Genomic DNA, 25011 nt, shown 5'->3' on the forward strand with positions numbered 1-25011 from the left:
GGCGTCATTATTTTGTCTGATTCAAAACCTGTAACAGCGCTGCGGTTTGGGCATCCGGTGTTCCGTCGAAGCGCGTAGGCCGGAAGTGCATCTGGAACGCGGCGATCACATGGCGAGTCGCTACATCCAGCTCACCGGTTTGCGGGGTGCTGTAACCCAGGCGCGCCAATTGACTCTGGTACCAGCCGATGGCCGGTAACTGGTTTTCGAATCGTGGTTGAAGGCGCGCGACGGCCTGCTCGTTCGGCCACACGCCCAGGCCTTCTGCTGCCAGACGTTTCCAGGGAAACAGCGGGCCCGGATCGAGTTTGCGCAGCGGTGCAATGTCGCTATGGCCGATGATGCTGTGGGGATTGATGGCGTAACGCTTGCTGATGTCCTTGAGCAGGGCGATCAGCGACTGGATCTGATCTTCGCTGTAGGGGTACCAGAGGCGTCCGGTCGGCGTGTCTTTGAAGCCCGGATTGACGATTTCGATGCCGATGGAGCTTGAGTTCAGCCAGGTTCTGCCTTGCCACTCACTTTCCCCGGCATGCCAGGCGCGGAGGTTTTCATCCATCAGTTTGTAAATGGTGGCGCCTTTGTCGTCACCGATCAGGTAGTGGCTGCTGACTTCGCCATGGGTCAGCAGCTGGAGCGAGCGCTCGAGCGATGCAGAGGTGTAATGCACCACCACGAACTGTATGCGACTGTCGTGATTGGCGGAGGCGTGGCTGGTGTCGTATCGCGGGCCGCTGGCGCAACCGGCCAATAGAATCAGTGAAACCAGTAGGGCTAAATATTTCATGGCGAAAGGCAGTACACACAGGACGATAATGCAACAGTGTAACGTACTGCCTTGATCGCGGTGGACTACGGTGCGTATTTAAACAAAATGGAACATTTTGTCTTCAGCCAGGTTCGACGCGATTCCGACCTGCATGTTTGGCCCGATATAGCGCCTGATCGGCTCTTTTGAGCACAATATCGCTGCGTTCGCCTGCTTTGAAAGCGGTCAAACCCACAGAGACAGTGATGGTTACCGGCTCACCCTTGAAGTGGAAAGGGCAGGCTTCAACCGCTGCGCGTAAGGTTTCCAGCAGTTTCACACCGGTCGTGAGCGCTGTGGCGGGTATCAGCAAGACGAACTCTTCACCGCCAAACCGGGCTATGAAATCAGATCCACGCAGGCGCTTGCGCAGCACGTTCGCAATGATCTTCAGAACCTTGTCGCCTGCCAGGTGGCCGTAGTTATCGTTGATGCGCTTGAAGTGGTCGAGATCCAGCATGGCCAGCAACAGCGTGTTGCCATGTTGTTGCCACTGGCTGATTTCGTGATCCAGCCGTTCGTTCCAGGCGGCGCGGTTGGGCAATCCGGTCAGCGGGTCGATCAAGGCTTTCTGACGCTGCTCCTCCAGGTGTTCGCGGAAACCCAGGGCTTCCTGTTCCATGTGGGCCACTCGATCCGCGAGGCCCTGCAGGCGGGTTGCCACTTCCTGCTCACGCTGGTCGCGCTGCTTCTGGTGATGATCGAGCGTGCCGAGCAAACCTTCGAGATGGTTTTCCAGTACATGCTTGAGATCGTCCAGATCCGCGGCCTCTTGCACACTGCTTTGCAAGCCATCGACCTGCTCACGGATCTGAGTGTCCATTTCGCGTGCGGCGGATCGGCTGTCAGCGTGGCCATCGCTGGCGGCCTGCAGGTTATTCTGGAACGCTTCGAGGCGCTCGTTGAGCTGCTGCAGGTACGTTTCGAACTCGTGCTGCCCACTGCCGGTGATGGCCAGCATCAAGGTGGCCAGATCATCGAGGATCGGGATCAATTCGTACCAATTCAAACCGTTTTGCAGGCGATGACGCATCGCTTCAGCTTGCGGGCGATGGCGTTCAGGGAGTGTCAGGTCGTCGAGCAGGCCAAGGAGGGTGTCTTCAATATGCTTGGCGACAGAGCTGTAGGTTGGCTCGGGTGAGACAGGTAGCGCGTAGAGCGCGTCGTGTACCGGTTGCTGCGGATTGATGGCGAGCGATTCCGGTACCGTTTCGGCGGGTATCGGCTGGCTGTCGATGACGTCCAAAGAATCGGGTTCGCTGGAAATGATTGAGGCGTGGGCGTCAGCGTCAGCTTTGGTGGTCGGTGCCGGCGGCTCTTTTGCCTGCTCAACGTCCAGTAGCACCGTTGGTGGTGGTGTGATTTTGGGCTGCGGCTCCGGCGCTACCTGAATAGGCGCGGCAGCTTGAGGCTCGTTCACGATGGGTTCGAGCGTGGCAGCGGGCGCCATGACGGGCATCGGTTTTACGGGTTCATCAACGGCAAATTCAGTCGGTGCGGGCTCTACAGCCGATGCGCGAACGGCCTCTACTGGTTGTACAGAGGGTAACTGCACCGTGGCGGGCAGGGGGGCGATTTCCTCCGGTTCTCGGTTACCGAACAATCGCTGAAGCAAACCCGGCCGGCCAGGTTCTTCCGGGCTTTCAAGCTGACTCAGCGCTTTGCCTTGCAAGCCACTCAACTCGCTCAGCAGCAAGGGCATTTCACGTGCCTGCCCGACACGAACATCGAGTTGTTTGGCAAATTGCTTGAGAGGTCTGGCCACTTCTCGTGGCAGCGGCAAGGTTTGCAGCTGAGCAACCAGCGCCGTCAGTGCGGCGTTCGTTTGGTTGACCCGGGTTTCACGGCGCTGCTCTGAGTCGAGAACGGCTTTTTCCAGGCGCGGGAGCAGGGCGGCGAGTCCGGCATCCATGTCATCTGTGCGCACGACGTCGCGCATTTCCTTCATGCATTCGTCAACTGCGCGATCAGTCCCCTCTGCCGCCAGGGTGCTGCGCACGAGCCCGCGCCGCAGCAAGTCGAGGCGGGCATCCCAACGGCGTTCGAGTTTTTCCTGGTGTTCAATGCTTTGAAGGTATTTCTCTTTCCAACGCTGTGCTTCGTCGCTCATTCAAGGGATCCGCTAGGGGGCAGGACTCAGCGCGGGCAATGCATCGGCCGTGAGCGAACCCGGCAGACGAATCTCTACCGCGACCGGCAGGTGATCGGAAATGGGTTGCGCCAGTACCTCGAATTTTTCCAGGGTCAGGCTCGGACTTAGCAGAATATGGTCCAGGCAGCGCTGTGGGCGCCAGCTAGGGAATGTCGCTTCCAGCTGCGGTGCCAGCAGGCCGAGATCACGCAGCGGGGAGTTTTGCAGCAAATCGCTGGCGTGGGTGTTCATGTCACCCATGAGCACCTGGTGTTTATAGCCGCCGATCAACTCGCGGATGTAGGACAGTTGCAGGCTGCGTACCCGGGCACCCAGCGCCAGGTGCATCATGACCACCACCAGTGCTTCGGGGCCTTCGCCGAAGCGCACCAGAATTGCCCCGCGACCCTTTGGCCCCGGCAACGGATGGTCCTCAATAGCCCACGGGCGCAGGCGACTGAGCACGCCATTGCTGTGCTGGCCGAGGCGACCGAGATTGCGATTGAGTTGTTGATACCAGTAAGGGAAGGCACCGAGCTGTGCCAGGTGTTCGACCTGATTGACGTAGCCCGATCGAAGGCTGCCGCCATCGGCTTCCTGCAAGGCGACCAGATCGAAGTCACCCAGCAGATTGCCGATTTTTTGCAAATTTCCGGCACGAGCGTTGTTGGGCAGCAGGTGCTGCCAGCCCCGGGTCAGGTAGTGCCGGTACCGCTCGGTACTGATGCCGACCTGAATATTGAAACTGAGCAGGCGCAGACGGCTGTCTGCGGGCAAGCCCGTCGATACCAGATGGTGTTCGTTGACCCGCGGATCATGCAGGCCAACAACGCGTTCAGTTCCCCAGCGGCGCATGGCAGGCTCCGCGCTTAGTTGGCAGCAGCCTTGTTAGCCGCTCGCTCTTGTTCGACCAGTTTGTCGGCCAGTTGCAGGGCTTGTTCGGCACCACCAGCAGAACCCACATCGAAGCGGTACTTGCCGTTGACGATCAGGGTTGGAACGCCGGTGATTTCATACTTCTTGGCGAGCTCGGTGGCCTTGACGATCTGACCCTTGATAGCGAAGGAGTCGAAAGTCGCCAGGAACTTGTCCTTGTCGACGCCTTGGGTGGCCAGGAAGTCAGCCATTTCATTTTTGTCGACCAGCTTCTTGTGCTGTTTCTGAATAGCTTCGAACACCGCGGCGTGAACCTTGTGCTCAACGCCCATGGCTTCGAGGGTCAGGAACAGCTGGCCGTGTGCATTCCAAGGACCGCCGAACATCGCCGGAATCCGCACGAAATTCACATCGGAAGGCAGCTTCTCGACCCAAGGATTGATCACCGGCTCAAAAGCGTAGCAGTGCGGGCAGCCGTACCAGAAAAGCTCAACGACTTCGATCTTGCCAGGTACCGCGACCGGGACTGGTTTGCTCAGTTCAACATAAGGGGCGGCAGGTGCTTCGGCGGCTTGTGCAGTCATGCCGAACAGGCTGGCAGCGACGAGAGCGGCGCTGATGATCAGATTACGCATGCTTTACTCCTGGACAATTTTGGTCGCCTCGCGCGACCTGTTTTCAGACAGGTCATGGCGGGCTTGAGTTCTGTAGTGTAACGGCAGCGGCCACAAAAAAGGGCGGCCTAAGCCACCCTTTTTATGCTTGCATCGACGGATTAATCGAGCGTTAACATTGCAAGAGACGAACATCTCTCGCAACGCTCGATCAACAGGCCTCAGTGCAGACCCTGGATATAGCTGGAGACTGCCGCGATGTCTTCGTCGCTCAGTCGTTTAGCAATGGTCTGCATGGTTTTGGTGTCGCCGTCGTTGGTGCGTCCACCTTCTTCCTTGCGGAAGTCAGTCAGTTGCTTGGCAACGTATTGAGCATGCTGGCCGCCCAGATGCGGGAAGCCTGCAGCTGCGTTACCTGCGCCATTAGGCGAGTGGCAGCCGGTGCAGGCTGGCAGGCCTTTGGCCAGGTCACCACCACGGAACAACGCTTCACCGCGAGCCACGACTTTCGGGTCGGCGGCGCCAACGCTGCCTTTCTGGGTGGCGAAGTAGGCGGCGATATCGGCCAGGTCCTGATCGCTCAGGTTGGTCAGCAGGCCGGTCATTTCAAGTACCTGGCGTTTGCCGGACTTGATGTCGTGCAGCTGCTTGTTCAGATAACGCTCGCCCTGACCTGCCAGTTTCGGAAAGTTAGGCGCCATGCTGTTGCCATCCGGGCCATGACAGGCGCCACATACTGCGGCTTTCGCCTGACCAGCAGTTGCATCACCTGCAGCATGGGCAATGCCGGAGATCCCCACGGTCAACAGCAGACTCACGATCAATTTGTTCATCAGCTAATCCAACTACGGCTAAGGGTTAAAGAGTTATGGACCGGGATCACTCGCTCATCCAGTGGATGATGGCCTGGTAATCCTCGGCACTGCAGTCCATGCACAAACCACGCGGCGGCATCGCCTTGAAACCCTGGGTCACGTGTTGCACCAGCGTCTCCATACCTTTCGCCAACCTCGGCGTCCAAGCTTCCTGATCGCCCTTTCTGGGCGCCATGGGTAGTTGGCCGGAATGACAGGCACCACAAACACGGTTGTACACAGCTTCCGGATCCTGTGTAGCCTGAGCGCTGTAAAGCGGTATCAAGACACCGGCAGCTAGCAGCCATTTCGTCATAAAACGACCTTTTCAGGGTTGAGAGCGTGCTGCGTTCTAATGCGCAATCGAGGTCTATCGCTCTCGTGAACTTCATCCTACGCTGGGACAAAGCGCACACAAAATCTGCGGCATTATATACTGGCGTCACTGAAACGGAAACGACACTGCTCGCCGCGTCCATTCCCGGCGCCGCCCACATCGGAAATCCCATGCAACTCAAGAATCCCATCCTCGGTCTGTGCCAACAGTCCACCTTCATGCTCAGCGCCGCCAAAGTCGACCAATGTCCCGACGACGAAGGCTTCGAAGTCGCTTTTGCCGGGCGTTCCAACGCCGGTAAATCCAGCGCCCTGAACACCCTGACGCACGCCAGCCTGGCACGAACCTCGAAAACCCCGGGTCGTACGCAGCTCTTGAACTTCTTCAAGCTAGACGATGATCGCCGTCTGGTCGACCTGCCAGGCTACGGTTACGCGAAAGTACCTATTCCGTTGAAGCTTCACTGGCAGCGTCACCTGGAAGCCTACCTGGGTGGTCGCGAGAGTTTGAAGGGTTTGATTTTGATGATGGACATCCGTCATCCAATGACCGATTTCGACCTGCTGATGCTGGATTGGGCCGTTGCCAGCGGCATGCCGATGCATATTTTGCTGACCAAGGCGGACAAACTGACTTACGGCGCGGCGAAAAACGTCCTGCTTAAAGTCCAGTCGGACATCCGTAAAGGCTGGGGCGATGCAATCAGCATTCAACTGTTTTCCGCCCCAAAACGCTTGGGGCTGGAAGACGCCTACACTGTATTGGCGGGCTGGATGGAGCTGGCAGACAAGGGTGCCGAACTCGCTGAGTAAGCGCCTTTGGACAAATCGCGGGCAAAAAAAACCCCGGACTTCTTATGGGGAGGGGGAAGTTCCGGGGTTCAAGCTCCGGACCGCTAGGGCGGGGTCCAGATATCTGCCAACACTTAACACAACATAGGAGCATCGAAGGGCTTCACCAGCCATTCAGTAACTCTGAGTGACGATTCACAGGATTAGTTCAGAATTTTTTCAAATGGCTTTGGAATAACGCTGAGCATTTTGCGAACTAATGGCCCTTCGCCGTTTTCTGCCGCGGCACTATGCCGCAGCAGAAAAAGCCAATTAGACGGCTCAGTGAGCCTCATCCCAGTTATTGCCTACCCCTACTTCGACCAGCAGCGGCACGTCCAGTTTCGCGGCATCACTCATGTGCGTGCGAATGTCCTCACGAACCTGATCCACCAGATCTTCACGCACCTCGAGCACCAATTCATCGTGCACCTGCAGGATGACTTTGGCGTCCAGGCCAGACGTCGTCAGCCAGTTATCCACCGCCACCATGGCTTTCTTGATGATGTCCGCGGCAGTGCCTTGCATCGGAGCGTTAATGGCCGTGCGTTCAGCGCCTTTGCGCAGGGCCGGGTTCTTCGCGTTGATTTCCGGCAGGTACAGGCGACGGCCGAAGATCGTTTCAACGAAACCCTGCTCGGCTGCCTGGGCGCGGGTGCGCTCCATGTACTCCAGTACACCTGGATAGCGGGTGAAGTAACGGTCGATGTAAGCCTGGGACTGCTTGCGATCCACACCAATCTGTTTGGCCAGGCCAAACGCGCTCATACCGTAGATCAAACCGAAGTTGATCGCCTTGGCGCTGCGACGCTGGTCCGTGGTGACGTCCGCCAGTTCCACGCCGAAGACTTCAGCAGCGGTGGCTTTGTGCACGTCCAGATCATTGCGGAAGGCGTGCAGTAATCCTTCGTCCTTGGCCAGGTGGGCCATGATGCGCAATTCGATTTGCGAGTAGTCAGCTGCCAGCAGCTTGTAGCCCTTCGGCGCGACGAATGCCTGACGAATCCGACGGCCTTCAGCGGTACGAATCGGGATGTTTTGCAGGTTTGGATCGCTGGAGGACAAGCGCCCGGTTGCCGCAACGGCTTGATGATAAGAGGTATGAATCCGGCCGGTGCGCGGGTTGATCTGCTCTGGCAGGCGATCGGTGTAGGTGCTTTTCAGCTTGCTCATCGAGCGATACTGCATCAGCACTTTAGGCAGCGGATAATCCTGCTCGGCCAGTTCAGCCAGCACGGCTTCGGCAGTCGAAGCCTGGCCCTTGGCAGTTTTACTCAGAATCGGCAGACCTAATTTTTCATACAGGATCACACCCAACTGCTTCGGCGAACCCAGGTTGAACTCTTCCCCCGCGATGGCAAACGCCTCGCGTTCGAGGGCAACCATTTTTTCGCCCAGCTCCACGCTTTGAATACCCAGCAGGTTGGCATCGACCAGCGCGCCTTGACGTTCAATGCGCGCGAGAACCGGTACCAGGGGCATTTCAATTTCGCTCAGAACCTTGCTCAGGCTCGGAATGGCATTGAGCTTTTCCTGCAGCGTTTGATGCAGACGCAAGGTCATGTCAGCGTCTTCGGCGGCGTAAGGCCCGGCCAGTTCGAGTGAGATCTGATCAAACGTCAGCTGCTTGGCACCCTTGCCGGCGATGTCCTGGAAGCTGGTGGTCGTGTGATTCAGGTACTTGAGCGCCAGGCTGTCCATATCGTGACGGGTGGCGGTGGAGTCCAGCACATAGGACTCCAGCATGGTGTCGAACGCGATGCCTTGCATCGTGATCCCGCAGCTTTGGTCACCGCCAATTGCGCAGTTCGCCAGGATGTTCATATCGAACTTGGCGTGCTGACCGACTTTGAGTTTGTTCGGGTCTTCCAGGATCGGCTTCAGTGCGCGCAGCACGGTGTCGCGATCCAGCTGGTCCGGCACGCCCATGTAGGAGTGGGTCAGCGGAATGTAGGCGGCTTCGTTGGCTTGTACGGCAAACGACAGGCCTACCAGTTGCGCCTGCTGCGCATCGATGCCGGTGGTTTCCGTGTCGAAGGCAATCAGTTTGGCGTCGTTGAGTTTCTTCAACCACAGGTCGAAATCGGCCTGGGTGAGGATGGTGGTGTACTTGAGTTCGGCATCGACGGTAGGTTCTTCGGCGACCGGCGCCACGACTTCCTGGCCGGAGCGCTTGGCATCGCGCTGATTTTCGTCGAACCAGCTTTTGAACTCGAGCAGCGTGTACAGCTCGGCGAGTTTGTCGTGATCCGGTTTGCCCATCTGCAGGTCGTCGAGTTCGACGTCCAGTGGCACGTCGATCTTGATCGTTGCCAGTTGATAGGAGAGAAACGCCATCTCCTTGTGCTCTTCCAGCTTGGCCGGCAGGGTCTTGGCGCCGCGAATCGGCAAGGTTGGAACGATGTCGAGGTTCGCGTACAGCTCGGTCAGGCCGCCATTCACGCCGACCAGCAGCCCGGACGCGGTCTTCGGGCCGATGCCTGGAACGCCCGGAATGTTGTCGGACGAGTCGCCCATCAACGCCAGATAATCAATGATTTGTTCGGGAGCGACGCCGAATTTCTCCTTCACGCCCTCTACATCCATCGCGCTACCGGTCATGGTATTGACCAAGGTAATGTGGCCGTCGACCAGTTGCGCCATGTCCTTGTCGCCGGTGGAGATGATCACCGGGCGGTCGGCCGCGGCGCTGCTGCGGGCCAATGTGCCGATCACGTCATCGGCCTCTACACCATCGACGCACAGGAGCGGGAAGCCCAGGGCGATTACGCTCTGGTGCAGTGGCTCGATTTGAACGCGCATGTCATCGGGCATGCTTGGGCGGTTCGCCTTGTATTCGGCGTACATGTCATCGCGAAAAGTCCCACCCTTGGCGTCGAACACCACGGCGAACGGACTGTCCGGGTACTGCTTGCGCAGACTCTTGAGCATGTTCAACACGCCTTTGACGGCACCGGTCGGCAGTCCTTTGGACGTGGTGAGCGGTGGCAGGGCGTGGAAGGCGCGGTACAGGTAAGAAGAACCGTCCACCAGGACGAGGGGGGCTTGGCTCATGAGCAGGATCAACCTTTTCGGCGGGTCCGGCGCTAGAATAGCGGGACCGTTGACGACAAAGGGACAAGGTTATCATGCGTACACTAAATCGCCTGTTGCTGGCTGGCTTGTTTGCAATCACTCCATTGGCCGTCATGGCGGCGGACGATGCACCCTCGCCGGAGCCGGAAGTCACCATCCGCACGGAAGGCGATAAAACCATCCAGGAGTACCGCCAAAACGGTTTCCTGTATGCGATCAAGGTTACGCCGAAGGGCGCGCCGCCTTACTTTCTGGTGCGCGCGGACGGGACCGATGCAAACTTCATCCGCTCGGATCAGCCGGATATGCTGATTCCGTCGTGGAAGATCTTCGAGTGGAAGTAGTTTCTTAATTTCAATCGGCGCTGGCTCATTCTGCGGCGCCCGTACTGGCAGTTTAAACATGTCTGTGTTCACCCCCCTGGCTCGGCCTGAGCTGGAAACCTTTCTCGCCCCATACGGGCTTGGCCGCCTGCTTGATTTCCAGGGGATTGCCGCCGGTAGCGAAAACACCAATTTCTTTATCAGCCTGGAGCAGGGCGAATTCGTCCTGACCCTGGTTGAGCGCGGTCCGGTGCAGGAGATGCCGTTCTTCATCGAGTTGCTCGACGTGCTGCATGATGCCGACCTGCCGGTGCCCTACGCGCTGCGAACCACCGATGGCGTTGCCTTGCGCGAACTGGCGGGCAAACCTGCATTGTTGCAGCCGCGCCTGGCGGGCAAACACATCAAGGACGCCAACGCGCAACATTGCGCTCAGGTTGGCGACTTGCTCGGCCATCTGCACCTGGCCACTCAGGCCAACATGATCAAGCGCAAGACCGATCGTGGTCTGGACTGGATGCTGGAAGAGGGCACCCGGCTGCTTTCTCATCTAGACGCCGGGCAAAGCGATTTGCTGAAGCGGGCGCTGGACGAAATCAGCGAGCAGAAAGCGAAAATCCTGGCGCTGCCGCGAGCCAACATCCATGCGGATCTGTTCCGTGATAACGCGATGTTCGAAGGTACGCACCTGACCGGGTTGATCGACTTCTACAACGCCTGCTCCGGTCCGATGCTCTACGACGTGGCGATTGCCTTGAACGATTGGTGTTCGGACGACGAAGGTCTGATCGACGGGCCTCGGGCGCGGGCGCTGCTGGGTGCTTACGCGGCGTTGCGACCGTTCACGGCGGCAGAGGCCGAGTTGTGGCCGACGATGCTGCGGGTGGCGTGCGTGCGGTTCTGGTTATCGAGGTTGATTGCCGCTGAATCGTTTGCCGGGCAGGACGTGTTGATTCACGATCCGATGGAGTTTCAGCGCCGATTGGCGCAGCGGCAGAAGGTCAGCACACCGTTGCCGTTTGCCCTTTAAAAATCAAGAGATCGCAGCCTGCGGCAGCTCCTACAGAGATCGGTGTAGGAGCTGCCGCAGGCTGCGATCTTTTCGGGGTTACAACGACTCCAGGCACCCCGCCAGGTCATTCCCCAACTTCTCCAGTACCTGTTCATACCCTTGAGCAGTCGCCGGCGTGTAGCCGCCCAGGGCGTCGAGCTCAGCCAACTTCACCGGTAGGCCGGCCACCAGGGTTTCTGCCAGGCGCGGACGCAGCGGTGGTTCGCTGAATACACACGTCTTGCCAACTTCCTGCAAACGCGTGCGCATGGCCGCGACGTGCTGGGCACCTGGCTGGACTTCGGCCGCGACGCTGAACACGCCGGTGTGCTTGAGGCCGTAGGCTTCTTCGAAGTAGTCGAATGCTTCGTGGAACACGAAGTACGGCTTGCCCACAATGCCGGCAAGGCGCGACTTCAGGCGCAAGTCCAGCGCATCAAGACGTTCATCGAAGGCCTTGAGGTTGCTCTGATAGCGCGCAGCGTTAGCGGGGTCGGCAGCACTCAGGTCAGCAGCCATTTTCGTAGCGATCACACGAGCATTCACTGGCGATAACCACAAATGCGCGTCCAGGGTGCCTGGGCGGTGATCGTGGTCGTGCTCGTCCGGCTCTTCGGTGTGCGACTGACTGTCTTCGGCAAAATGGCGAAGCTTCAGGTCAGGCAAATCCTGCACGGCGACGCTCGGCAGCGTCCGACCTTTCAGGACCCGGGGCAGGAAACCTTCCATGTCCGGACCGATCCAGTAAACCAGATCCACCGACTGCACCTTCCGTACGTCGGATGGGCGCAAAGCATAATTATGCGGCGAAGCACCGGGCGGCAGCAGCACTTCCGGGATCGCCACACCGTCCTGGACAGCCGCTGCGATCAGCTGCAGTGGCTTGATGCTGGTCAGCACCTTGACCTCGGCATGGGCGAAACCTGCCAGTGAAAAACTGGCGAGAACTGCGACACAAATAGAAAAAAGTCGGGACACAATGACCACTCGAAGAGGCGAGAACGGGTAACATAATAACGTCTCTCACAAAAATCGTCGCCGCTCATGCCTAAAACACCGATTGCCAGCCGTCCCCACGACCACTCTCATTGCGTGCATAACGCTCTGTCTGAGGCCGATGCTCTTTGCGCGCGTCAAGGCCTGCGCCTGACTGCCCTGCGGCGCCGCGTGCTCGAATTGGTGTGGCAGAGTCACAAACCGCTGGGTGCCTACGACATTCTTGCGGTATTGAGTGAGCAGGACGGTCGCCGCGCTGCACCGCCGACGGTGTATCGCGCGCTGGATTTCCTGCTGGAGAACGGTTTCGTACACCGCATCTCCTCGCTAAACGCCTTCGTTGGCTGCAATCACCCGGAACATGCGCATCAGGGACAGTTCCTGATTTGCCGCGAGTGCCACGCCGCCATCGAGCTTGAACAAAAAACCATCAGCGACGCCATCATTGGCAGCGCCAAGGATGTCGGGTTTGTGGTCGAAGGCCAGACTGTTGAAGTGGTCGGCCTGTGTTCGGGCTGCCAGGGGGCTTGATGAGCAACGCGTTGATCCGACTTGAGCAGGTCGCCGTCACCTTCGCCGGGCAAAACGTGCTCGATAACATCGAGTTGAGCGTCGAGCCTGGTCAGATTGTCACCCTGATCGGCCCCAACGGTGCGGGCAAGACCACGTTGGTCCGGGCAGTATTGGGCCTGTTGAAACCGGACAGCGGCAGTGTTTGGCGCAAGCCGAAACTGCGGGTTGGATACATGCCGCAAAAACTTCATGTCGATCCCACGCTCCCGCTCTCCGTGCTGCGCTTCTTGCGCCTGGTGCCAGGCGTCGACCGCGCCCGCGCGTTGGCGGCGCTCAAGGAAGTGGGTGCCGAGCAGGTCATCGACAGCCCTGTGCAAAGCGTATCCGGGGGGGAGATGCAGCGCGTGCTGCTGGCGCGTGCACTGTTGCGCGAGCCGGAGCTGCTGGTGCTCGATGAGCCTGTGCAAGGCGTGGACGTAGCGGGGCAGGCCGAGCTCTATAGCCTGATCACGCGGCTGCGCGACCGACATGGCTGTGGGGTATTGATGGTTTCCCACGACCTGCACCTGGTGATGAGCACAACCGATCAGGTCGTCTGCCTGAACCGCCATGTCTGCTGCTCCGGGCATCCCGAACAGGTCAGCGGCGATCCGGCGTTCGTCGAACTTTTTGGCAAGAACGCACAAAGTCTGGCGATCTATCACCACCATCACGACCATGCTCATGATCTGCATGGCTCAGTGGTTAGCGCGGCCCCTTCGGCCCACACCCATGTTCACGGAGATAGCTGCAAGCATGGCTGATTTTCTGCTCTACGCCCTGCTTGCAGGTTTGGCCCTGGCACTGGTTGCGGGCCCGCTGGGTTCATTTGTGGTCTGGCGCCGCATGGCCTACTTCGGCGACACCCTTTCCCATGCCGCGCTGCTCGGCGTGGCCTTGGGTTTTCTGCTGGATGTCAGCCCGACCGTCGCGGTGACCGTAGGCTGCCTGCTGCTGGCGGTGTTGCTGGTAACGCTGCAACAGCGTCAGCCGCTGGCGTCCGACACGCTGTTGGGTATTCTCGCGCCAAGCACCCTCTCGCTCGGCCTTGTAGTACTAAGCTTCATGCATGAAGTGCGGATCGACCTGATGGCCTATCTGTTCGGCGATTTGCTCGCCATCAGTCCAACCGATCTGGCCTGGATACTGGGCGGCAGCGCGGCGGTTCTGGCCCTGCTCGTGACGTTGTGGCGACCCTTGCTGGCAATCACGGTGCATGAGGAACTGGCCAGGGTTGAGGGATTGCCGGTTGCGTCGTTGCGGCTGACCTTGATGTTGTTGATCGCCGTGGTGATTGCCGTTGCGATGAAAATCGTCGGTGTATTGCTGATCACTTCGTTGTTGATCATCCCGGCTGCTGCGGCACAGCGTCACGCCCGGTCGCCGGAGCAGATGGCACTGGGCGCGAGCCTGCTGGGCATGCTCGCAGTGTGTGGCGGATTGGCATTGTCCTGGTTCAAGGACACGCCGGCGGGTCCATCGATTGTGGTAACGGCGGCCGCCCTGTTTCTGCTGAGTTTTGTCCTGCCCCGTCGAGGGGTGTAGACTTGCTCGTTTTTTGCGCAAATAGAGAGTCGCAGGAATGAAGCTGTTCACCTCCCGTTATCTGCTCCTTGCCGCATTTTCCTTGCTGCTGGGCGCCTGCCAAAGCACGCCCCCGGCGGCCACCCAGGCCACTGACGCGCGGGCTACGGCCATCGCACAGCTGGAGCAAAGCCTCGCCAGCAGCGAGCTGGCCACTGCCGAAGATCAATTGGCAACCTTGCAGGCGCAATCGCCAGATGATCCATCCCTTGAGCAATATCAGCGGCAACTGGCCGAAGCATATCTGCGCCGTAGCCAGATCGTGCTGCAGAAAGGCGATGTAAACGCCGCCGCTACAGCCCTCAGCCGCGCCCGATTGCTCATGCCCAAGGCGCCGGCACTGACCGGTGGGGTCAACAACGCTATTGTTAATGCGCGTAAGGCCGAGCTGGATAAGGCTGAAGCTGCCCTCATGGCTGCCGAAGCCAGGCCACGAGCCAAGGTCATTGACCCAACCGCCGAGAGCACGACGATCGCGTTGAATCTCACGGATATGACGAAACTTCGTCGACAGTTGGACGCTATCGCCGCCGATGTGGTGAATTATGAATGTGCTGTGAGCATTCAGGCGCCGCGCACCCAGGACTATCCGTGGCTGGCGACATTGCTGACCAAGCGAGTGAAGAAACTGGATGCGGATTTTGATCTGAACCTGCAGAAGCAGATTTTGCGAAACATTCCGGCGCAGATGGTGTTGAGTCCGCGTAAGCCCTGAAAGCATCGCGGGCAAGCCTTGCTCCTACAGGATCAAGTCTTGCCCGCGAAGGCGTTTCAACGATCGATAAAGCCTTAAGCCGGAACCGCTTTCGCCTTAGGCTCCCGATCCCAGACCCGATGCTGCCCAATCGCCGCAATAAACGGTTTGAACAACTTCGCATCTGCCCCTACGATCAATCCCGCATCAGCCTCCAGTTTCAGCACATCCAGCAACTGCTTGGCCTCGCCGTGCAGCGCGATCGCCTTCAGGTGCTTGTAGGCCTCCAGCACGTAATGCAGTGCAACGCCATCCGTGCTCAACGCCTTGATCGACGCCGCGCCGCCCGGCACAAATACCGCATCGAATGCCACTGACGGCAATCCTTCCATCGACGCGTCCACGGGCAGCGACTTGCCATCGGCGGTTGTAACCGGCGCTGACGTCGGCCCCAGCAGCTTGGCGTGAGCACCTTCAGCCATCAGGGCTTTCTTCAGCGCGTCAATTGCCGCGCCATCCACGCCGTTCGCCGCCAGAATCGCCACTTTGCGGGTTTTGATGTTTCCTGGCAGCAGGTTGGCCTGACTCAAGGCGGGCGAGCGATCCAGCGACGTTTTTGGAACCTCCACCGTACCGGCTTTCGGCGCAGGCAAACCAAGATTCTCGGCCACGCGCTTGGCCAGTTCCAGATCGATGTTGGCAAGAATTTCGTTCACTTGACGTGCACGAATGAACTCGCGCTCAACTTTGCCCAGCTCGAAGCTGTACGCGGCAATGATGTGCTCCTGCTCGTGCTTGCTCATGCTGTGGAAGAACAAGCGGGCTTGGGAGAAGTGATCGCTGAACGACTCGCTGCGTTGGCGAATCTTGTTCGCGTCGATGCGTTCCGGATAAGTCTCGAAACCACCATCCTGTGCCGCAGGTGGCGTTTCTTTTGGCCAGCCGCCGTCGATGGAATTTGGCTCGTAAGACGCGCGTCCCTTGTCGATCGTGGTGCGGTGCATCGCATCGCGTTGGCCGTTATGAAATGGCGCCACCGGACGATTGATAGGAATCTCGTGAAAATTCGGTCCACCCAGCCGGCTGATTTGCGTATCGGTGTAGGAAAACAGGCGACCTTGCAGCAATGGGTCATTGGAGAAGTCGATGCCCGGCACGATATGGCCAGGGCAAAACGCGACCTGCTCGGTTTCGGCGAAGAAGTTGTCCGGATTGCGGTTCAGAACCATCTTGCCCAGCGGCGTGATTGGGACGATTTCTTCGGGAATGATTTTGGTCGGGTCGAGAATGTCGAAGTCGAAGGAATGTTCGTTCTCTTCCTCAACGATCTGTACGCCGAGCTCCCATTCCGGGTAGTCGCCCATCTCGATCGACTCCCAGAGGTCGCGACGGTGGAAGTCGGTATCTTTGCCTGCGAGCTTCTGCGCCTCATCCCACACTAGCGAGCAAGTGCCAGCAGTTGGGCGCCAGTGGAATTTGACGAAGCGTGATTTACCCTCGGCGTTAACCAGCCGGAAGGTGTGGACACCGAACCCCTGCATGCTGCGCAGGCTCTTCGGAATGGCCCGGTCGGACATGGTCCAGATCACCATGTGGGCCGATTCCGGAACCAGGGAAACAAAATCCCAGAAGGTGTCGTGGGCCGAACCGCCAGTTGGGATTTCGTTGTGCGGTTCCGGTTTGACCGCATGGACGAAGTCAGGAAACTTGATCGCGTCCTGAATGAAGAAGACCGGCATGTTGTTACCCACCAGGTCGAAGTTGCCTTCTTCGGTGAAAAATTTCACGGCGAAACCTCGTACATCTCGCACGGTATCGCCTGACCCGCGAGGGCCTTGCACGGTGGAAAAGCGCGTGAAGACCGGCGTTTTCTTGCCCGGATCCTGTAGGAAACCGGCTTTGGTCAGCGCCGCGTGGTTTTCATACGTCTGGAAGTAACCGTGAGCGCCGGTACCGCGGGCATGCACGATGCGCTCCGGGATACGCTCATGGTCAAAGTGCGTGATTTTTTCACGCATAATGAAATCTTCAAGCAACGAAGGCCCGCGGGCGCCAACCTTCAACGTGTTCTGGTTGTCCGAAATCTTTACGCCCTGGTTGGTGCGCAGGGCCTGGCCCGTAGCGTCCGAGCGAAATGTTTCCAGGCTTTCGAGCTTGGTGCTGGTGTTGCCTCGGTCCAGGGTGTCGGTCCCGGCCAGGTCGCTGTTGGGTGTGGCAGGCTTCTTGGTACTCATCAGTCGTAAACTCCTCGTTGCGATCTCGTCCTAGCCGGACTTGTGAGCGATCTTCCAGGCACGGCACCTGGGGTTATCGAGTTGCTTAATTAGTGACTGATGAGGGCTTGAGCCGTTCCTTTTTTCTGACCTTTGATCGCGTTATTGCGAAATGACAGGTTGATTGCGAAATAAATGCTAAGAACCTCTATACGGACAGGCTAAAATGCGCGCCCAGCTAACCGCTGATCCATTTCTAACGCGCCCCACAAGGTTCGCTACGTGATCGAGTTTCAAAACGTCCACAAAACCTACCGCGTCGCCGGTAAGGATATTCCCGCCCTGCACCCGACTAATCTGACGATTGAAAACGGTCAGGTATACGGATTGATCGGCCATTCCGGCGCGGGAAAAAGTACCCTGCTGCGTCTGATCAATCGCCTGGAAAACTCCAGCGGCGGCAAGATCTTTGTCGATGGCGAAGAGGTCACGGCGCTCGACGCCAACAGCCTGCGGCGCTTTCGCCAACAGGTCGGAATGATCTTCCAGCACTTCAACTTGCTTGCATCCAAGACCGTGGCCGACAACGTCGCGTTGCCGCTGACCCTTGCCGGCGAACTGTCGCGCAGTGAGATTGATCAGCGTGTGGCCGAATTGCTGGCGCGGGTGGGCCTGTCTGACCACGCCAGAAAATACCCGGCGCAATTGTCAGGTGGCCAGAAGCAGCGCGTCGGTATCGCTCGCGCCCTGGCAACCAAGCCAAAAATCCTGCTGTGCGACGAAGCCACCAGTGCTCTGGACCCACAAACCACTGCTTCGGTCCTGCAATTGCTGGCCGAAATCAATCGCGAGCTGAAACTGACCATCGTTTTGATCACCCACGAGATGGATGTGATCCGCCGGGTCTGTGACCAGGTTGGAGTGATGGACGCAGGCGTGATCGTTGAGCAGGGGTCGGTGGCCGATGTGTTCCTGCATCCGAAGCACCCGACCACCAAGCGTTTCGTGCAAGAAAGCGAGCAGATTGACGAAAGTGAGCAGCGTGATGACTTTGCTCACGTGCCTGGCCGTATCGTGCGTCTGACGTTCCAGGGCGAAGCGACCTACGCGCCGTTACTCGGTACCGTTGCTCGCGAAACGGGTGTGGACTACAGCATCCTGGCCGGTCGAATCGACCGCATCAAAGACGTCCCCTACGGGCAACTCACACTGGCAGTCACCGGCGGCGACATGGAGGCGGCCTTTGCCCGCTTCACCGCGGCTGACGTCCACATGGAGGTGCTGCGCTAATGGAAGCTCTCACATCGTTCTTCTCCAACATCGACTGGTTCGAAATCTGGCTCGCCACCGGTGACACACTGTTGATGCTCGGCGGCTCGCTGTTGTTCACCGTGTTGCTGGGCTTGCCGCTGGGTGTGCTGTTGTTCCTGTGCAGCCCGCGTCAGTTGCTGGAAGCCAAGGGCGTCTACGCGATGCTGTCGCTGGTGGTGAACATTCTCCGCTCGCTGCCATTCATCATCCTGCTGATCGTGATGATTCCGTTCACCGTGTTGATCACCGGCACGTCCCTCGGGGTTGCTGGTGCGATTCCGCCACTGGTGGTGGGCGCCACGCCGTTCTTCGCTCGACTGGTAGAAACTGCGCTGCGTGAAGTCGATCGCGGCATCATCGAAGCGACCCAGGCCATGGGCGCTTCGACCCGGCAGATCATCACCAATGCCTTGTTGCCGGAAGCCCGACCGGGCATCTTCGCAGCGATTACGGTGACAGCGATTACACTGGTGTCCTACACGGCAATGGCCGGTGTGGTGGGCGCTGGCGGCCTGGGCGACCTGGCGATCCGCTTCGGTTACCAGCGTTTCCAGACTGATGTGATGGTTGTGACTGTGGTGCTGCTACTGGTGCTGGTGCAGGTGCTGCAAACCGTTGGCGACAAACTGGTTGTCCATTTTTCCAGAAAATAAACAAATGAGCCGGCCATTCGCTGGCAGGCGCCGAAGACAGGCGTCTCACATGGAGTTAGCTGAATGAAAAAACTACTCGTCGCGTTCGCAGCCGTTGCTGCGTTCTCTGCTCAGGCTGAAACCCTGACTGTCGCGGCCACCCCGGTCCCGCACGCAGAAATCCTCGAATTCGTTAAACCGGCCCTGGCCAAAGAAGGCGTGGACCTGAAGGTTAAAGTCTTCACTGACTACATTCAGCCGAACGTACAGGTCGCCGAAAAGCGCCTGGACGCCAACTTCTTCCAGCACCAGCCGTATCTGGATGAGTTCAACAAGGCCAAAGGGACCGATCTGGTCGTCGTTGCCCGTGTGCACCTGGAACCGTTGGGCGCGTACTCCAGCAAGTACAAGACCCTGGCCGAACTGCCAGGCGGCGCCAACGTGGTCATCCCTAACGATGCCACCAACGGCGGTCGCGCCCTGTTGCTGCTGCAGAAAGCCGGCCTGATCAAGTTGAAGGAATCAAACAACATCCTGTCGACCGTCAAGGACATCACCGAAAACGCCAAGGACCTTAAATTCCGCGAACTGGAAGCCGCGACCATCCCGCGCGTGTTGACTCAGGTCGACCTGGCGCTGATCAACACCAACTACGCGCTGGAAGCCAAGCTCGATCCATCCAAGGACGCGCTGGTCATCGAAGGCAACGACTCGCCTTACGTGAACATCCTGGTCGCTCGTCCAGACGACAAGGACAGCGAAGCGATGAAGAAACTGATTGCTGCCCTGCACACTCCAGAAGTGAAAGCCTTCATTCTTGAGAAGTACAAAGGCGCAGTACTGCCGGCGTTCTGATCTGAGGCTGTAACAAAAAATGGGGCGCATCAAATGCGCCCCATTTTTTTATGCCTGAAATACAGTCCACCTGTGGGAGTGAGCCTGCTCGCGATTGCGCCATCACTGCCAACATTGATGTTGAATGCCAGACCGAAATCGCGAGCAGGCTCGCTCCCACAGGGTTATGCGGTGTTTGCTTACTTGCGTTTAAGCATCACCGGCAACTGCGCCACCAGCTTCACATTATTCAACGGAGCCCGAATAAACCCGCGCTGTGTGCCGTCCGGGCCAATCACCGCCAGGTTGCCACTGTGATCAACCGTGTAATTCGGCTTGCTCGTGTCCGCAGGAATAAACGGGATGCTGACCGCGTTGGTGAATTTTTGCAGGTCCTCGATCGAGCTCGGCGTCAGGCCTATGAACTGCGGATCGAAGTAGCCGAGGTATTGCTTGAGTTGCTTCGGCGTATCGCGATTCGGGTCAACGCTTACCAAGATGATCTGCAACTTATCCACAGCCTCCGGTGGCAGTTCGCTTTTGATCTGGCGCAGTTGGGCGAGGGTGGTTGGGCAGATGTCCGGGCAGAAGGTGTAGCCGAAGAACAGCAGCGACCATTTTCCCTTCAGCTCGTCGACCGCAACCGGTTTGCCGTCCTGATCGGTCATTGTCACGTCCGGCAGGTTACGGCTTTGCGGCAACAGAATGATCCCGGCGTCGATCAATGCCGTCGGGTCGCCCTGGCCTTTACCGGACAGCACTTTGTTGATGGTCAGGCCCAGGACCAGCGCGATCAGGGCGACGAGGATGAAGACGGTTTTCTGGGTTCGAGTCATAGGTTCAACAGTAAGTAGTGGTCTACGAGCAGCGCGATAAACAGCAGGAACAAGTAGTAGATAGAGTACTTGAAGGTGTTGATCGCCGCGTGCGGCCGAGTGCCACGGTACAGCACCACGGCCCATTGCAGAAACCTCGCGCCCAGGCCCAGCGCGCAAATCAGGTAGAGCAGGCCGCTCATGTGGATCACGTAAGGCATGAGGCTGACGGCCAGCAGGGCGAAGGTGTAAAGCAGGATGTGGACCTTGGTGTAATGCTCGCCGTGGGTGACGGGCAGCATGGGGATGTCAGCCTTGGCGTATTCCTCTTTGCGGTGAATGGCCAGGGCCCAGAAGTGCGGCGGGGTCCAGGCGAAGATGATCAGCACCAACAACAGCGGTTCAGCGCTGACATGGCCGGTAGCGGCGGTCCAGCCGAGCAGTGGCGGGGCAGCGCCGGCCAGGCCACCGATTACGATGTTCTGCGGCGTCGCGCGTTTCAGGAATCCGGTGTAAACAACGGCGTAACCGAGCAACGAGGCGAGGGTCAGCCACGCGGTCAATGGGTTGGTGAAAGCCAGCAGCAACGCCTGGCCGAGCATCGCCAATACCAGAGCAAACGTCAGTGCAGCAGTCGGTGAGACCCGACCTTCAGCCAACGGCCGTTTGTGCGTACGAGCCATCACCGCATCGATACGCCGATCCACCACATGGTTGACCGCCGCTGCGCCACCGGCACACAAGGCAATCCCCAGATTACCGAAGATCAGCACCGTCCACGGCACGCCAGCGCGGGTCGCGAGAAACATGCCGACCAGTGAGGTGATGAGCATCAGCACCACCACTTTCGGCTTGGTCAGCTCCAAATAGTCACGCCAGATCGCCTGGCTGTGACGTTCGCCGATCAGAGTCGCCATGGCATCTCTCCTTTTATTGTTATGGGCCCGGCTGAATGCTTACGCGGACTGAAACGCCAGCGCGCGGGAGTTTGCTGCTTGACCCGAACCAGACTGGTTCGCGCGTGATAATTGACCAGCACCATCGTCAGTAAAAGTGCCGCACCACCGGCGTTGTGAGCGACGGCTACAGGTAGCGGCAAGTGGAAAATCACGTTGCTGATGCCCAGGGTGATTTGTGCGCCGAGCGCGATCAGCACCAGCCCCGCCAGCCGCGTCATGCCGACCACTTTGAGTTGCCAGGCCAGCCCGAGCAGTACGAGGGTCACCAACAGCGCGCCGATGCGATGGGTCAGGTGAATGGCGGTACGGGCATCACTGTCCAGTTGCCCACCCAGGTAGTTCGGGCCGATGTGTTGGGTCAGATGAAAGCCGTTGGCGAAATCTGCTGGCGGCAGCCATTGCCCATGACAGGTCGGGAAGTCGATACACGCCACGGCCGCGTAGTTGGAGCTGACCCATCCGCCGAGGGCGATCTGCCCTATAACCAGCAGCAGTCCTGCGGTGGCCCAGTACTGCAAGCGCCGTGGCACGGTGAGCGCGGGCAACACGCCGGACAGGCGCAAGGTCAGCAGAAGCAACAGGCTCAAGGTCGCAAAACCGCCGAGTAAATGCCCCGTGACCACTTGCGGCCAGAGCTTGAGTGTCACCGTCCACATACCGAATGCGGCCTGCGCAATCACCACCGCCAGCAGGAACAACGGTAACTTCACGGGTTGCCCCGGATGACGCCGATGCACCCAGGCACGCCCGGCCAGCACCGAAATCAACAGCCCCAGCGTGCCGGCGAAATAACGGTGGATCATCTCGTTCCAGCCCTTATGGGCTTCGACCGGCGTATCAGGAAAGTGCAATTCGGCATGAGCCAGTTGGGCTTCGCTTTTCGGCACGCTGATAAAGCCGTAGCAGCCCGGCCAGTCCGGGCAACCGAGGCCCGCGTGGGTCAGGCGGGTATAGGCGCCGAGCAACACCACAATCAGTGCCAGCAAGGTGGCAAACAGCGCGAGGCGAAATCCAGGTTTGGCCATGACGATGCCCTTATCCGATGTTCGACAGTTTCAGCAGATGACGCAGGTCGTTAAGCAGGTCCTTGCCCTTGACGGTCGGGTCGTAGCGCAGCACCAGATTGCCGTGGGGGTCGATGATCCACAGCTGCGGCACAGCCTTGTCACCTGTCGTCTTGCTGAAGGTAGTCAGGTCCATGGGGTAGCGTTGCAGTTGCGGGTACTCGCGGGTCAGCTTGGCGTCGTACTCGCTGCTCAACGGTTGCGCGGCAGCCAATGCGTGACTGGCGCGTGATGCATCGCGACCAAGGCCGATCTGAATCTGCCGGGCCAGATACACCAGTTGCTGGCAGTCCACCGAGCAATCCCTGGGCGCCGTCACCAGCATCTGCCAGCGATCCTCTTGCGCCTGTACACCGAGGTCGGCGCGCGTCTGGCCATTGCCGATCAACTCACCGTGATAACTGCGACCCTCCGGCACCCAGAACTGCAATTTGTACATGCCAGTGGCGAGGATCATCGGACCGATCACCCCAAGCAGGATCAGCAGCAACTGCAAGCGACCTTTACGCCGACTTGCCGGCGTTTTCGCCTCAGACATGCTGGGTGGATTCATGGCCGCTCCCATGGTGTTTCTCCTTTGCGTTGTGCCAGCCGAGGTAGATAAAAAGGCCGAGCAGGGCGATCGACATGGCGAACCACTGCACGGCGTAAGCGATGTGTTTTTCCGGGCCCATGGCAACCACCGGCCAATCGGCCTGATAGGTCGCCGGGCCGGTTTCGGCACGTAATTCGTAGGCGAAGCCTTCCCGATCGAGCGCCGTCCAGAGTTTTGCCGGATCAACGGCAGTCACCAGTTGTGGCCAGGTCGTGGTGCTGGGGTCGGCGTGCAGCTGGAAGGTTGCGCCAGGCGAGACGTAGACCCAGGCGTCAAGGCTCAACGCCTGAGTTGGTGTACTGAACTGCGGTGGAGTGCGCCGATCCGGCCATGGCAGCCAGCCGCGATTGACCAGCAACCAAAGACCGGTCGCCTGGTCCTGAAAGGGTTGCAGCAACTCGACGCCGACTTTTCCGTCGCGCTGGCGGTTATCCAGCAGCAGGCTGTGCGCAGCATCGAACTGACCGTGCAAGCGAACGCGGCGGAAAGCAGGGTCTTCAGTGTGTGGCAGTTCGGTGCTTGCCATCGGTTCGGCGGCACGACGCTCGGCGTAGCTGTGCAGCAGGGCGCTTTTTTCAGCGCCCCGGTTCAGCTGCCAGAACCCGAGCGACACCAGCAGGGGCAGCAACATGGCGACCACTAGTGTTGGCACGACGCCCGGCCGGAAGCGCTTCATGGCGTCGCCAGAAAGTCGGTAATCGCGATAGCTATACTCAAGTGCATCGCCTTTCCCCCGGAGTCTCACCATGCTCAAAGCAGCCATCGTCCTGATGCTGATTGCCACGGTTGTCAGCCTGTTCAGCGGCCTGTTTTTTCTGGTCAAGGACGACAGCAGCTCGAACCGCCTCGTCATTGCCTTGAGTGTTCGTGTGGCCCTGGCCGCCATCACCGTCGGCTTGATTGCCTGGGGTTTCTTCAGCGGCCAGCTGGTTTCTCACGCGCCCTGGTAGGGCCTTAGAGCACGTAAACGAATACGAACAAACCGATCCACACCACGTCCACGAAGTGCCAATACCAACTCGCCGCTTCGAAGCCGAACTGATGCTCGTTGTCGAAGTGCCCGCGCAGGATCCGCATCAGCATCACAATCAGGATGATGGTGCCGATGGTCACGTGGGCGCCGTGGAAACCGGTGAGCATGAAGAACGTCGCGCCATAGATGCCTGAACCCAGTGTCAGCCCCAGCTCACGGTAGGCGTGCATGTACTCTTCGGCCTGAAAGCCGAGGAACGCGCAACCCAGCAGTACAGTGATCGCCAGCCAGATTTTCAGCGCGCCTCGATGGCCCTTTTTCAAGGCGTGGTGAGCGATGGTCAGCGTGACGCTGGAGCTCACCAACAGAACGGTGTTGATTAGCGGCAGGCCCCACGGGCTGATGACTTCTTTGGGTGGCGGGAAGAGTTTCGAATCGGGATTGTTCAGCAGCGGCCAGACAAACTCGAAGTTTGGCCACAGCATATGAGCGATGCCTTTGGGGCCTTCACCGCCGAGTGCCGGTCCCGAGACGTGCCGCACATAAAACAGTGCACCGAAGAAGGCGATGAAGAACATCACCTCCGAGAAGATGAACCAGCTCATGCCCCAGCGGAACGAGCGATCCATTTGAGCGCTGTACAAGCCCGCGCGCCCCTCCTTGACCACCGTCCCGAACCAGCCGAACAGCATGTAGGCCAGCAGCAGGCCACCGACGAAAAATATCAGTGGGCCGTGGGAATCGGGCCGCACTGCCTTCAGGTCGTTGAACCAGGTGGCGAGGCCGAACACGGTGACAAACATGCCGAGCGTGCCAATGATTGGCCATTTGCTTTGGGCCGGTACGTAATAGTGCTCATGAGTTGCCATTTATTGTTCTCCTTATCGGGC

At 58.9% G+C, this 25011-nt stretch carries 26 protein-coding genes; 11 read left to right on the forward strand and 15 right to left on the reverse strand.

Going from position 1 to position 25011, the window contains the following annotated elements; genetic code table 11:
* Window positions 1-7 precede the first annotated feature (7 nt).
* The 6 genes from ACA063_RS00235 to ACA063_RS00260 form a co-directional block, all read right to left on the reverse strand.
* Complete coding sequence (locus ACA063_RS00235; protein ID WP_497664340.1) at window positions 8-787, reverse strand: N-acetylmuramoyl-L-alanine amidase; 780 nt, start codon at window positions 785-787, stop codon at window positions 8-10.
* A gap of 103 nt (window positions 788-890) precedes the next feature.
* On the reverse strand, window positions 891-2918 hold the full coding sequence (locus ACA063_RS00240) for a GGDEF domain-containing protein (protein WP_497664341.1): 2028 nt from the start codon (window positions 2916-2918) through the stop codon (window positions 891-893).
* A gap of 12 nt (window positions 2919-2930) precedes the next feature.
* Complete coding sequence (locus ACA063_RS00245) at window positions 2931-3794, reverse strand: endonuclease/exonuclease/phosphatase family protein (RefSeq protein ID WP_497664342.1); 864 nt, start codon at window positions 3792-3794, stop codon at window positions 2931-2933.
* 14 nt (window positions 3795-3808) lie between these two features.
* Window positions 3809-4450 (reverse strand): thiol:disulfide interchange protein DsbA/DsbL, encoded by a 642-nt coding sequence (locus ACA063_RS00250; RefSeq protein WP_497664343.1) that lies wholly within the window; start codon window positions 4448-4450, stop codon window positions 3809-3811.
* Window positions 4451-4650: 200 nt separating this feature from the next.
* Entirely contained in the window at window positions 4651-5262 is a 612-nt protein-coding gene (locus tag ACA063_RS00255; protein WP_162438885.1) for a c-type cytochrome, read from the reverse strand.
* 46 nt (window positions 5263-5308) lie between these two features.
* Window positions 5309-5599: a c-type cytochrome gene (locus ACA063_RS00260; RefSeq protein ID WP_150702330.1), complete on the reverse strand. Its 291-nt coding sequence runs from the start codon at window positions 5597-5599 to the stop codon at window positions 5309-5311.
* 191 nt (window positions 5600-5790) lie between these two features.
* On the opposite strand from ACA063_RS00260, the gene yihA reads away from it, so the two are divergent.
* Complete coding sequence (yihA, locus tag ACA063_RS00265; RefSeq protein WP_162438886.1) at window positions 5791-6432, forward strand: ribosome biogenesis GTP-binding protein YihA/YsxC; 642 nt, start codon at window positions 5791-5793, stop codon at window positions 6430-6432.
* A gap of 300 nt (window positions 6433-6732) precedes the next feature.
* Here the strand turns inward: yihA and polA are convergent, their stop codons facing one another.
* A complete protein-coding gene (polA, locus tag ACA063_RS00270; RefSeq protein WP_497664344.1) occupies window positions 6733-9504 on the reverse strand; it encodes a DNA polymerase I in 2772 nt (923 codons plus the stop codon).
* Window positions 9505-9578: 74 nt separating this feature from the next.
* On the opposite strand from polA, the gene ACA063_RS00275 reads away from it, so the two are divergent.
* Both ACA063_RS00275 and ACA063_RS00280 read left to right on the forward strand, forming a co-directional pair.
* The gene (locus ACA063_RS00275) at window positions 9579-9869 is read left to right on the forward strand and encodes a DUF2782 domain-containing protein (protein WP_162438888.1); all 291 of its coding nucleotides are present in this window, start codon (window positions 9579-9581) and stop codon (window positions 9867-9869) included.
* A gap of 58 nt (window positions 9870-9927) precedes the next feature.
* Window positions 9928-10878 carry a homoserine kinase gene (locus ACA063_RS00280; protein ID WP_497664345.1) on the forward strand — a complete coding sequence of 317 codons (951 nt, stop codon included), beginning with the start codon at window positions 9928-9930 and terminating at the stop codon, window positions 10876-10878.
* 78 nt (window positions 10879-10956) lie between these two features.
* Here the strand turns inward: ACA063_RS00280 and ACA063_RS00285 are convergent, their stop codons facing one another.
* Window positions 10957-11877, reverse strand: a complete 921-nt coding sequence (locus ACA063_RS00285) for a zinc ABC transporter substrate-binding protein (RefSeq protein WP_497664346.1) — start codon at window positions 11875-11877, stop codon at window positions 10957-10959.
* A gap of 66 nt (window positions 11878-11943) precedes the next feature.
* On the opposite strand from ACA063_RS00285, the gene zur reads away from it, so the two are divergent.
* Genes zur through ACA063_RS00305 form a run of 4 tightly spaced genes read left to right on the forward strand, consistent with a single transcriptional unit; the run spans window position 11944 to window position 14746 of the window.
* A complete protein-coding gene (zur, locus tag ACA063_RS00290; protein WP_162438891.1) occupies window positions 11944-12426 on the forward strand; it encodes a zinc uptake transcriptional repressor Zur in 483 nt (160 codons plus the stop codon).
* Window positions 12426-13211, forward strand: a complete 786-nt coding sequence (gene znuC, locus ACA063_RS00295; RefSeq protein ID WP_162438892.1) for a zinc ABC transporter ATP-binding protein ZnuC — start codon at window positions 12426-12428, stop codon at window positions 13209-13211. Before zur ends, znuC begins: the two co-directional genes overlap by 1 nt.
* Window positions 13204-13992: a zinc ABC transporter permease subunit ZnuB gene (znuB, locus tag ACA063_RS00300; protein ID WP_162438893.1), complete on the forward strand. Its 789-nt coding sequence runs from the start codon at window positions 13204-13206 to the stop codon at window positions 13990-13992. The genes znuC and znuB overlap by 8 nt, the downstream gene beginning before the upstream one ends.
* 37 nt (window positions 13993-14029) lie before the next feature.
* Window positions 14030-14746, forward strand: a complete 717-nt coding sequence (locus tag ACA063_RS00305) for a PA5502 family lipoprotein (protein ID WP_497664347.1) — start codon at window positions 14030-14032, stop codon at window positions 14744-14746.
* A 74-nt stretch (window positions 14747-14820) separates the two neighbouring features.
* Here the strand turns inward: ACA063_RS00305 and katE are convergent, their stop codons facing one another.
* Complete coding sequence (katE, locus tag ACA063_RS00310) at window positions 14821-16959, reverse strand: catalase HPII (protein WP_497664348.1); 2139 nt, start codon at window positions 16957-16959, stop codon at window positions 14821-14823.
* A gap of 261 nt (window positions 16960-17220) precedes the next feature.
* Here katE and ACA063_RS00315 point away from each other — a divergent pair, with 261 nt between their 5' ends.
* The 3 genes from ACA063_RS00315 (at window position 17221) to ACA063_RS00325 (ending at window position 19736) form a co-directional block, all read left to right on the forward strand.
* A complete protein-coding gene (locus ACA063_RS00315) occupies window positions 17221-18228 on the forward strand; it encodes a methionine ABC transporter ATP-binding protein (RefSeq protein ID WP_497664349.1) in 1008 nt (335 codons plus the stop codon).
* On the forward strand, window positions 18228-18902 hold the full coding sequence (locus tag ACA063_RS00320) for a methionine ABC transporter permease (protein WP_497664350.1): 675 nt from the start codon (window positions 18228-18230) through the stop codon (window positions 18900-18902). The genes ACA063_RS00315 and ACA063_RS00320 overlap by 1 nt, the downstream gene beginning before the upstream one ends.
* 63 nt (window positions 18903-18965) lie before the next feature.
* Window positions 18966-19736 (forward strand): MetQ/NlpA family ABC transporter substrate-binding protein, encoded by a 771-nt coding sequence (locus ACA063_RS00325; protein WP_497664351.1) that lies wholly within the window; start codon window positions 18966-18968, stop codon window positions 19734-19736.
* Window positions 19737-19915: 179 nt separating this feature from the next.
* Here ACA063_RS00325 and ACA063_RS00330 read toward each other — a convergent pair whose 3' ends face one another.
* The 5 genes from ACA063_RS00330 to ACA063_RS00350 are packed head-to-tail and all read right to left on the reverse strand — an operon-like array spanning window position 19916 to window position 23824.
* A complete protein-coding gene (locus ACA063_RS00330; protein WP_497664352.1) occupies window positions 19916-20551 on the reverse strand; it encodes an SCO family protein in 636 nt (211 codons plus the stop codon).
* Entirely contained in the window at window positions 20548-21447 is a 900-nt protein-coding gene (gene cyoE, locus ACA063_RS00335; RefSeq protein ID WP_497664353.1) for a heme o synthase, read from the reverse strand. The genes ACA063_RS00330 and cyoE overlap by 4 nt, the downstream gene beginning before the upstream one ends.
* On the reverse strand, window positions 21435-22514 hold the full coding sequence (locus ACA063_RS00340; RefSeq protein ID WP_497664354.1) for a COX15/CtaA family protein: 1080 nt from the start codon (window positions 22512-22514) through the stop codon (window positions 21435-21437). Before ACA063_RS00340 ends, cyoE begins: the two co-directional genes overlap by 13 nt.
* A gap of 10 nt (window positions 22515-22524) precedes the next feature.
* Window positions 22525-23118, reverse strand: coding sequence for a PA_0111/PP_0108 family redox-active disulfide protein (locus ACA063_RS00345; protein ID WP_497664355.1), 594 nt, complete (start codon window positions 23116-23118; stop codon window positions 22525-22527).
* Window positions 23084-23824: an SURF1 family protein gene (locus ACA063_RS00350; RefSeq protein ID WP_497664356.1), complete on the reverse strand. Its 741-nt coding sequence runs from the start codon at window positions 23822-23824 to the stop codon at window positions 23084-23086. Before ACA063_RS00350 ends, ACA063_RS00345 begins: the two co-directional genes overlap by 35 nt.
* A 70-nt stretch (window positions 23825-23894) precedes the next feature.
* Here ACA063_RS00350 and ACA063_RS00355 point away from each other — a divergent pair, with 70 nt between their 5' ends.
* Window positions 23895-24098 carry a twin transmembrane helix small protein gene (locus tag ACA063_RS00355; RefSeq protein WP_008064738.1) on the forward strand — a complete coding sequence of 68 codons (204 nt, stop codon included), beginning with the start codon at window positions 23895-23897 and terminating at the stop codon, window positions 24096-24098.
* A 4-nt stretch (window positions 24099-24102) separates the two neighbouring features.
* On the opposite strand, the gene ACA063_RS00360 is transcribed toward ACA063_RS00355, so the two are convergent.
* Window positions 24103-24990, reverse strand: a complete 888-nt coding sequence (locus ACA063_RS00360; protein ID WP_497664357.1) for a cytochrome c oxidase subunit 3 — start codon at window positions 24988-24990, stop codon at window positions 24103-24105.
* Window positions 24991-25011: the final 21 nt, after the last annotated feature.

Source organism: Pseudomonas sp. LBUM1643, assembly GCF_059716215.1.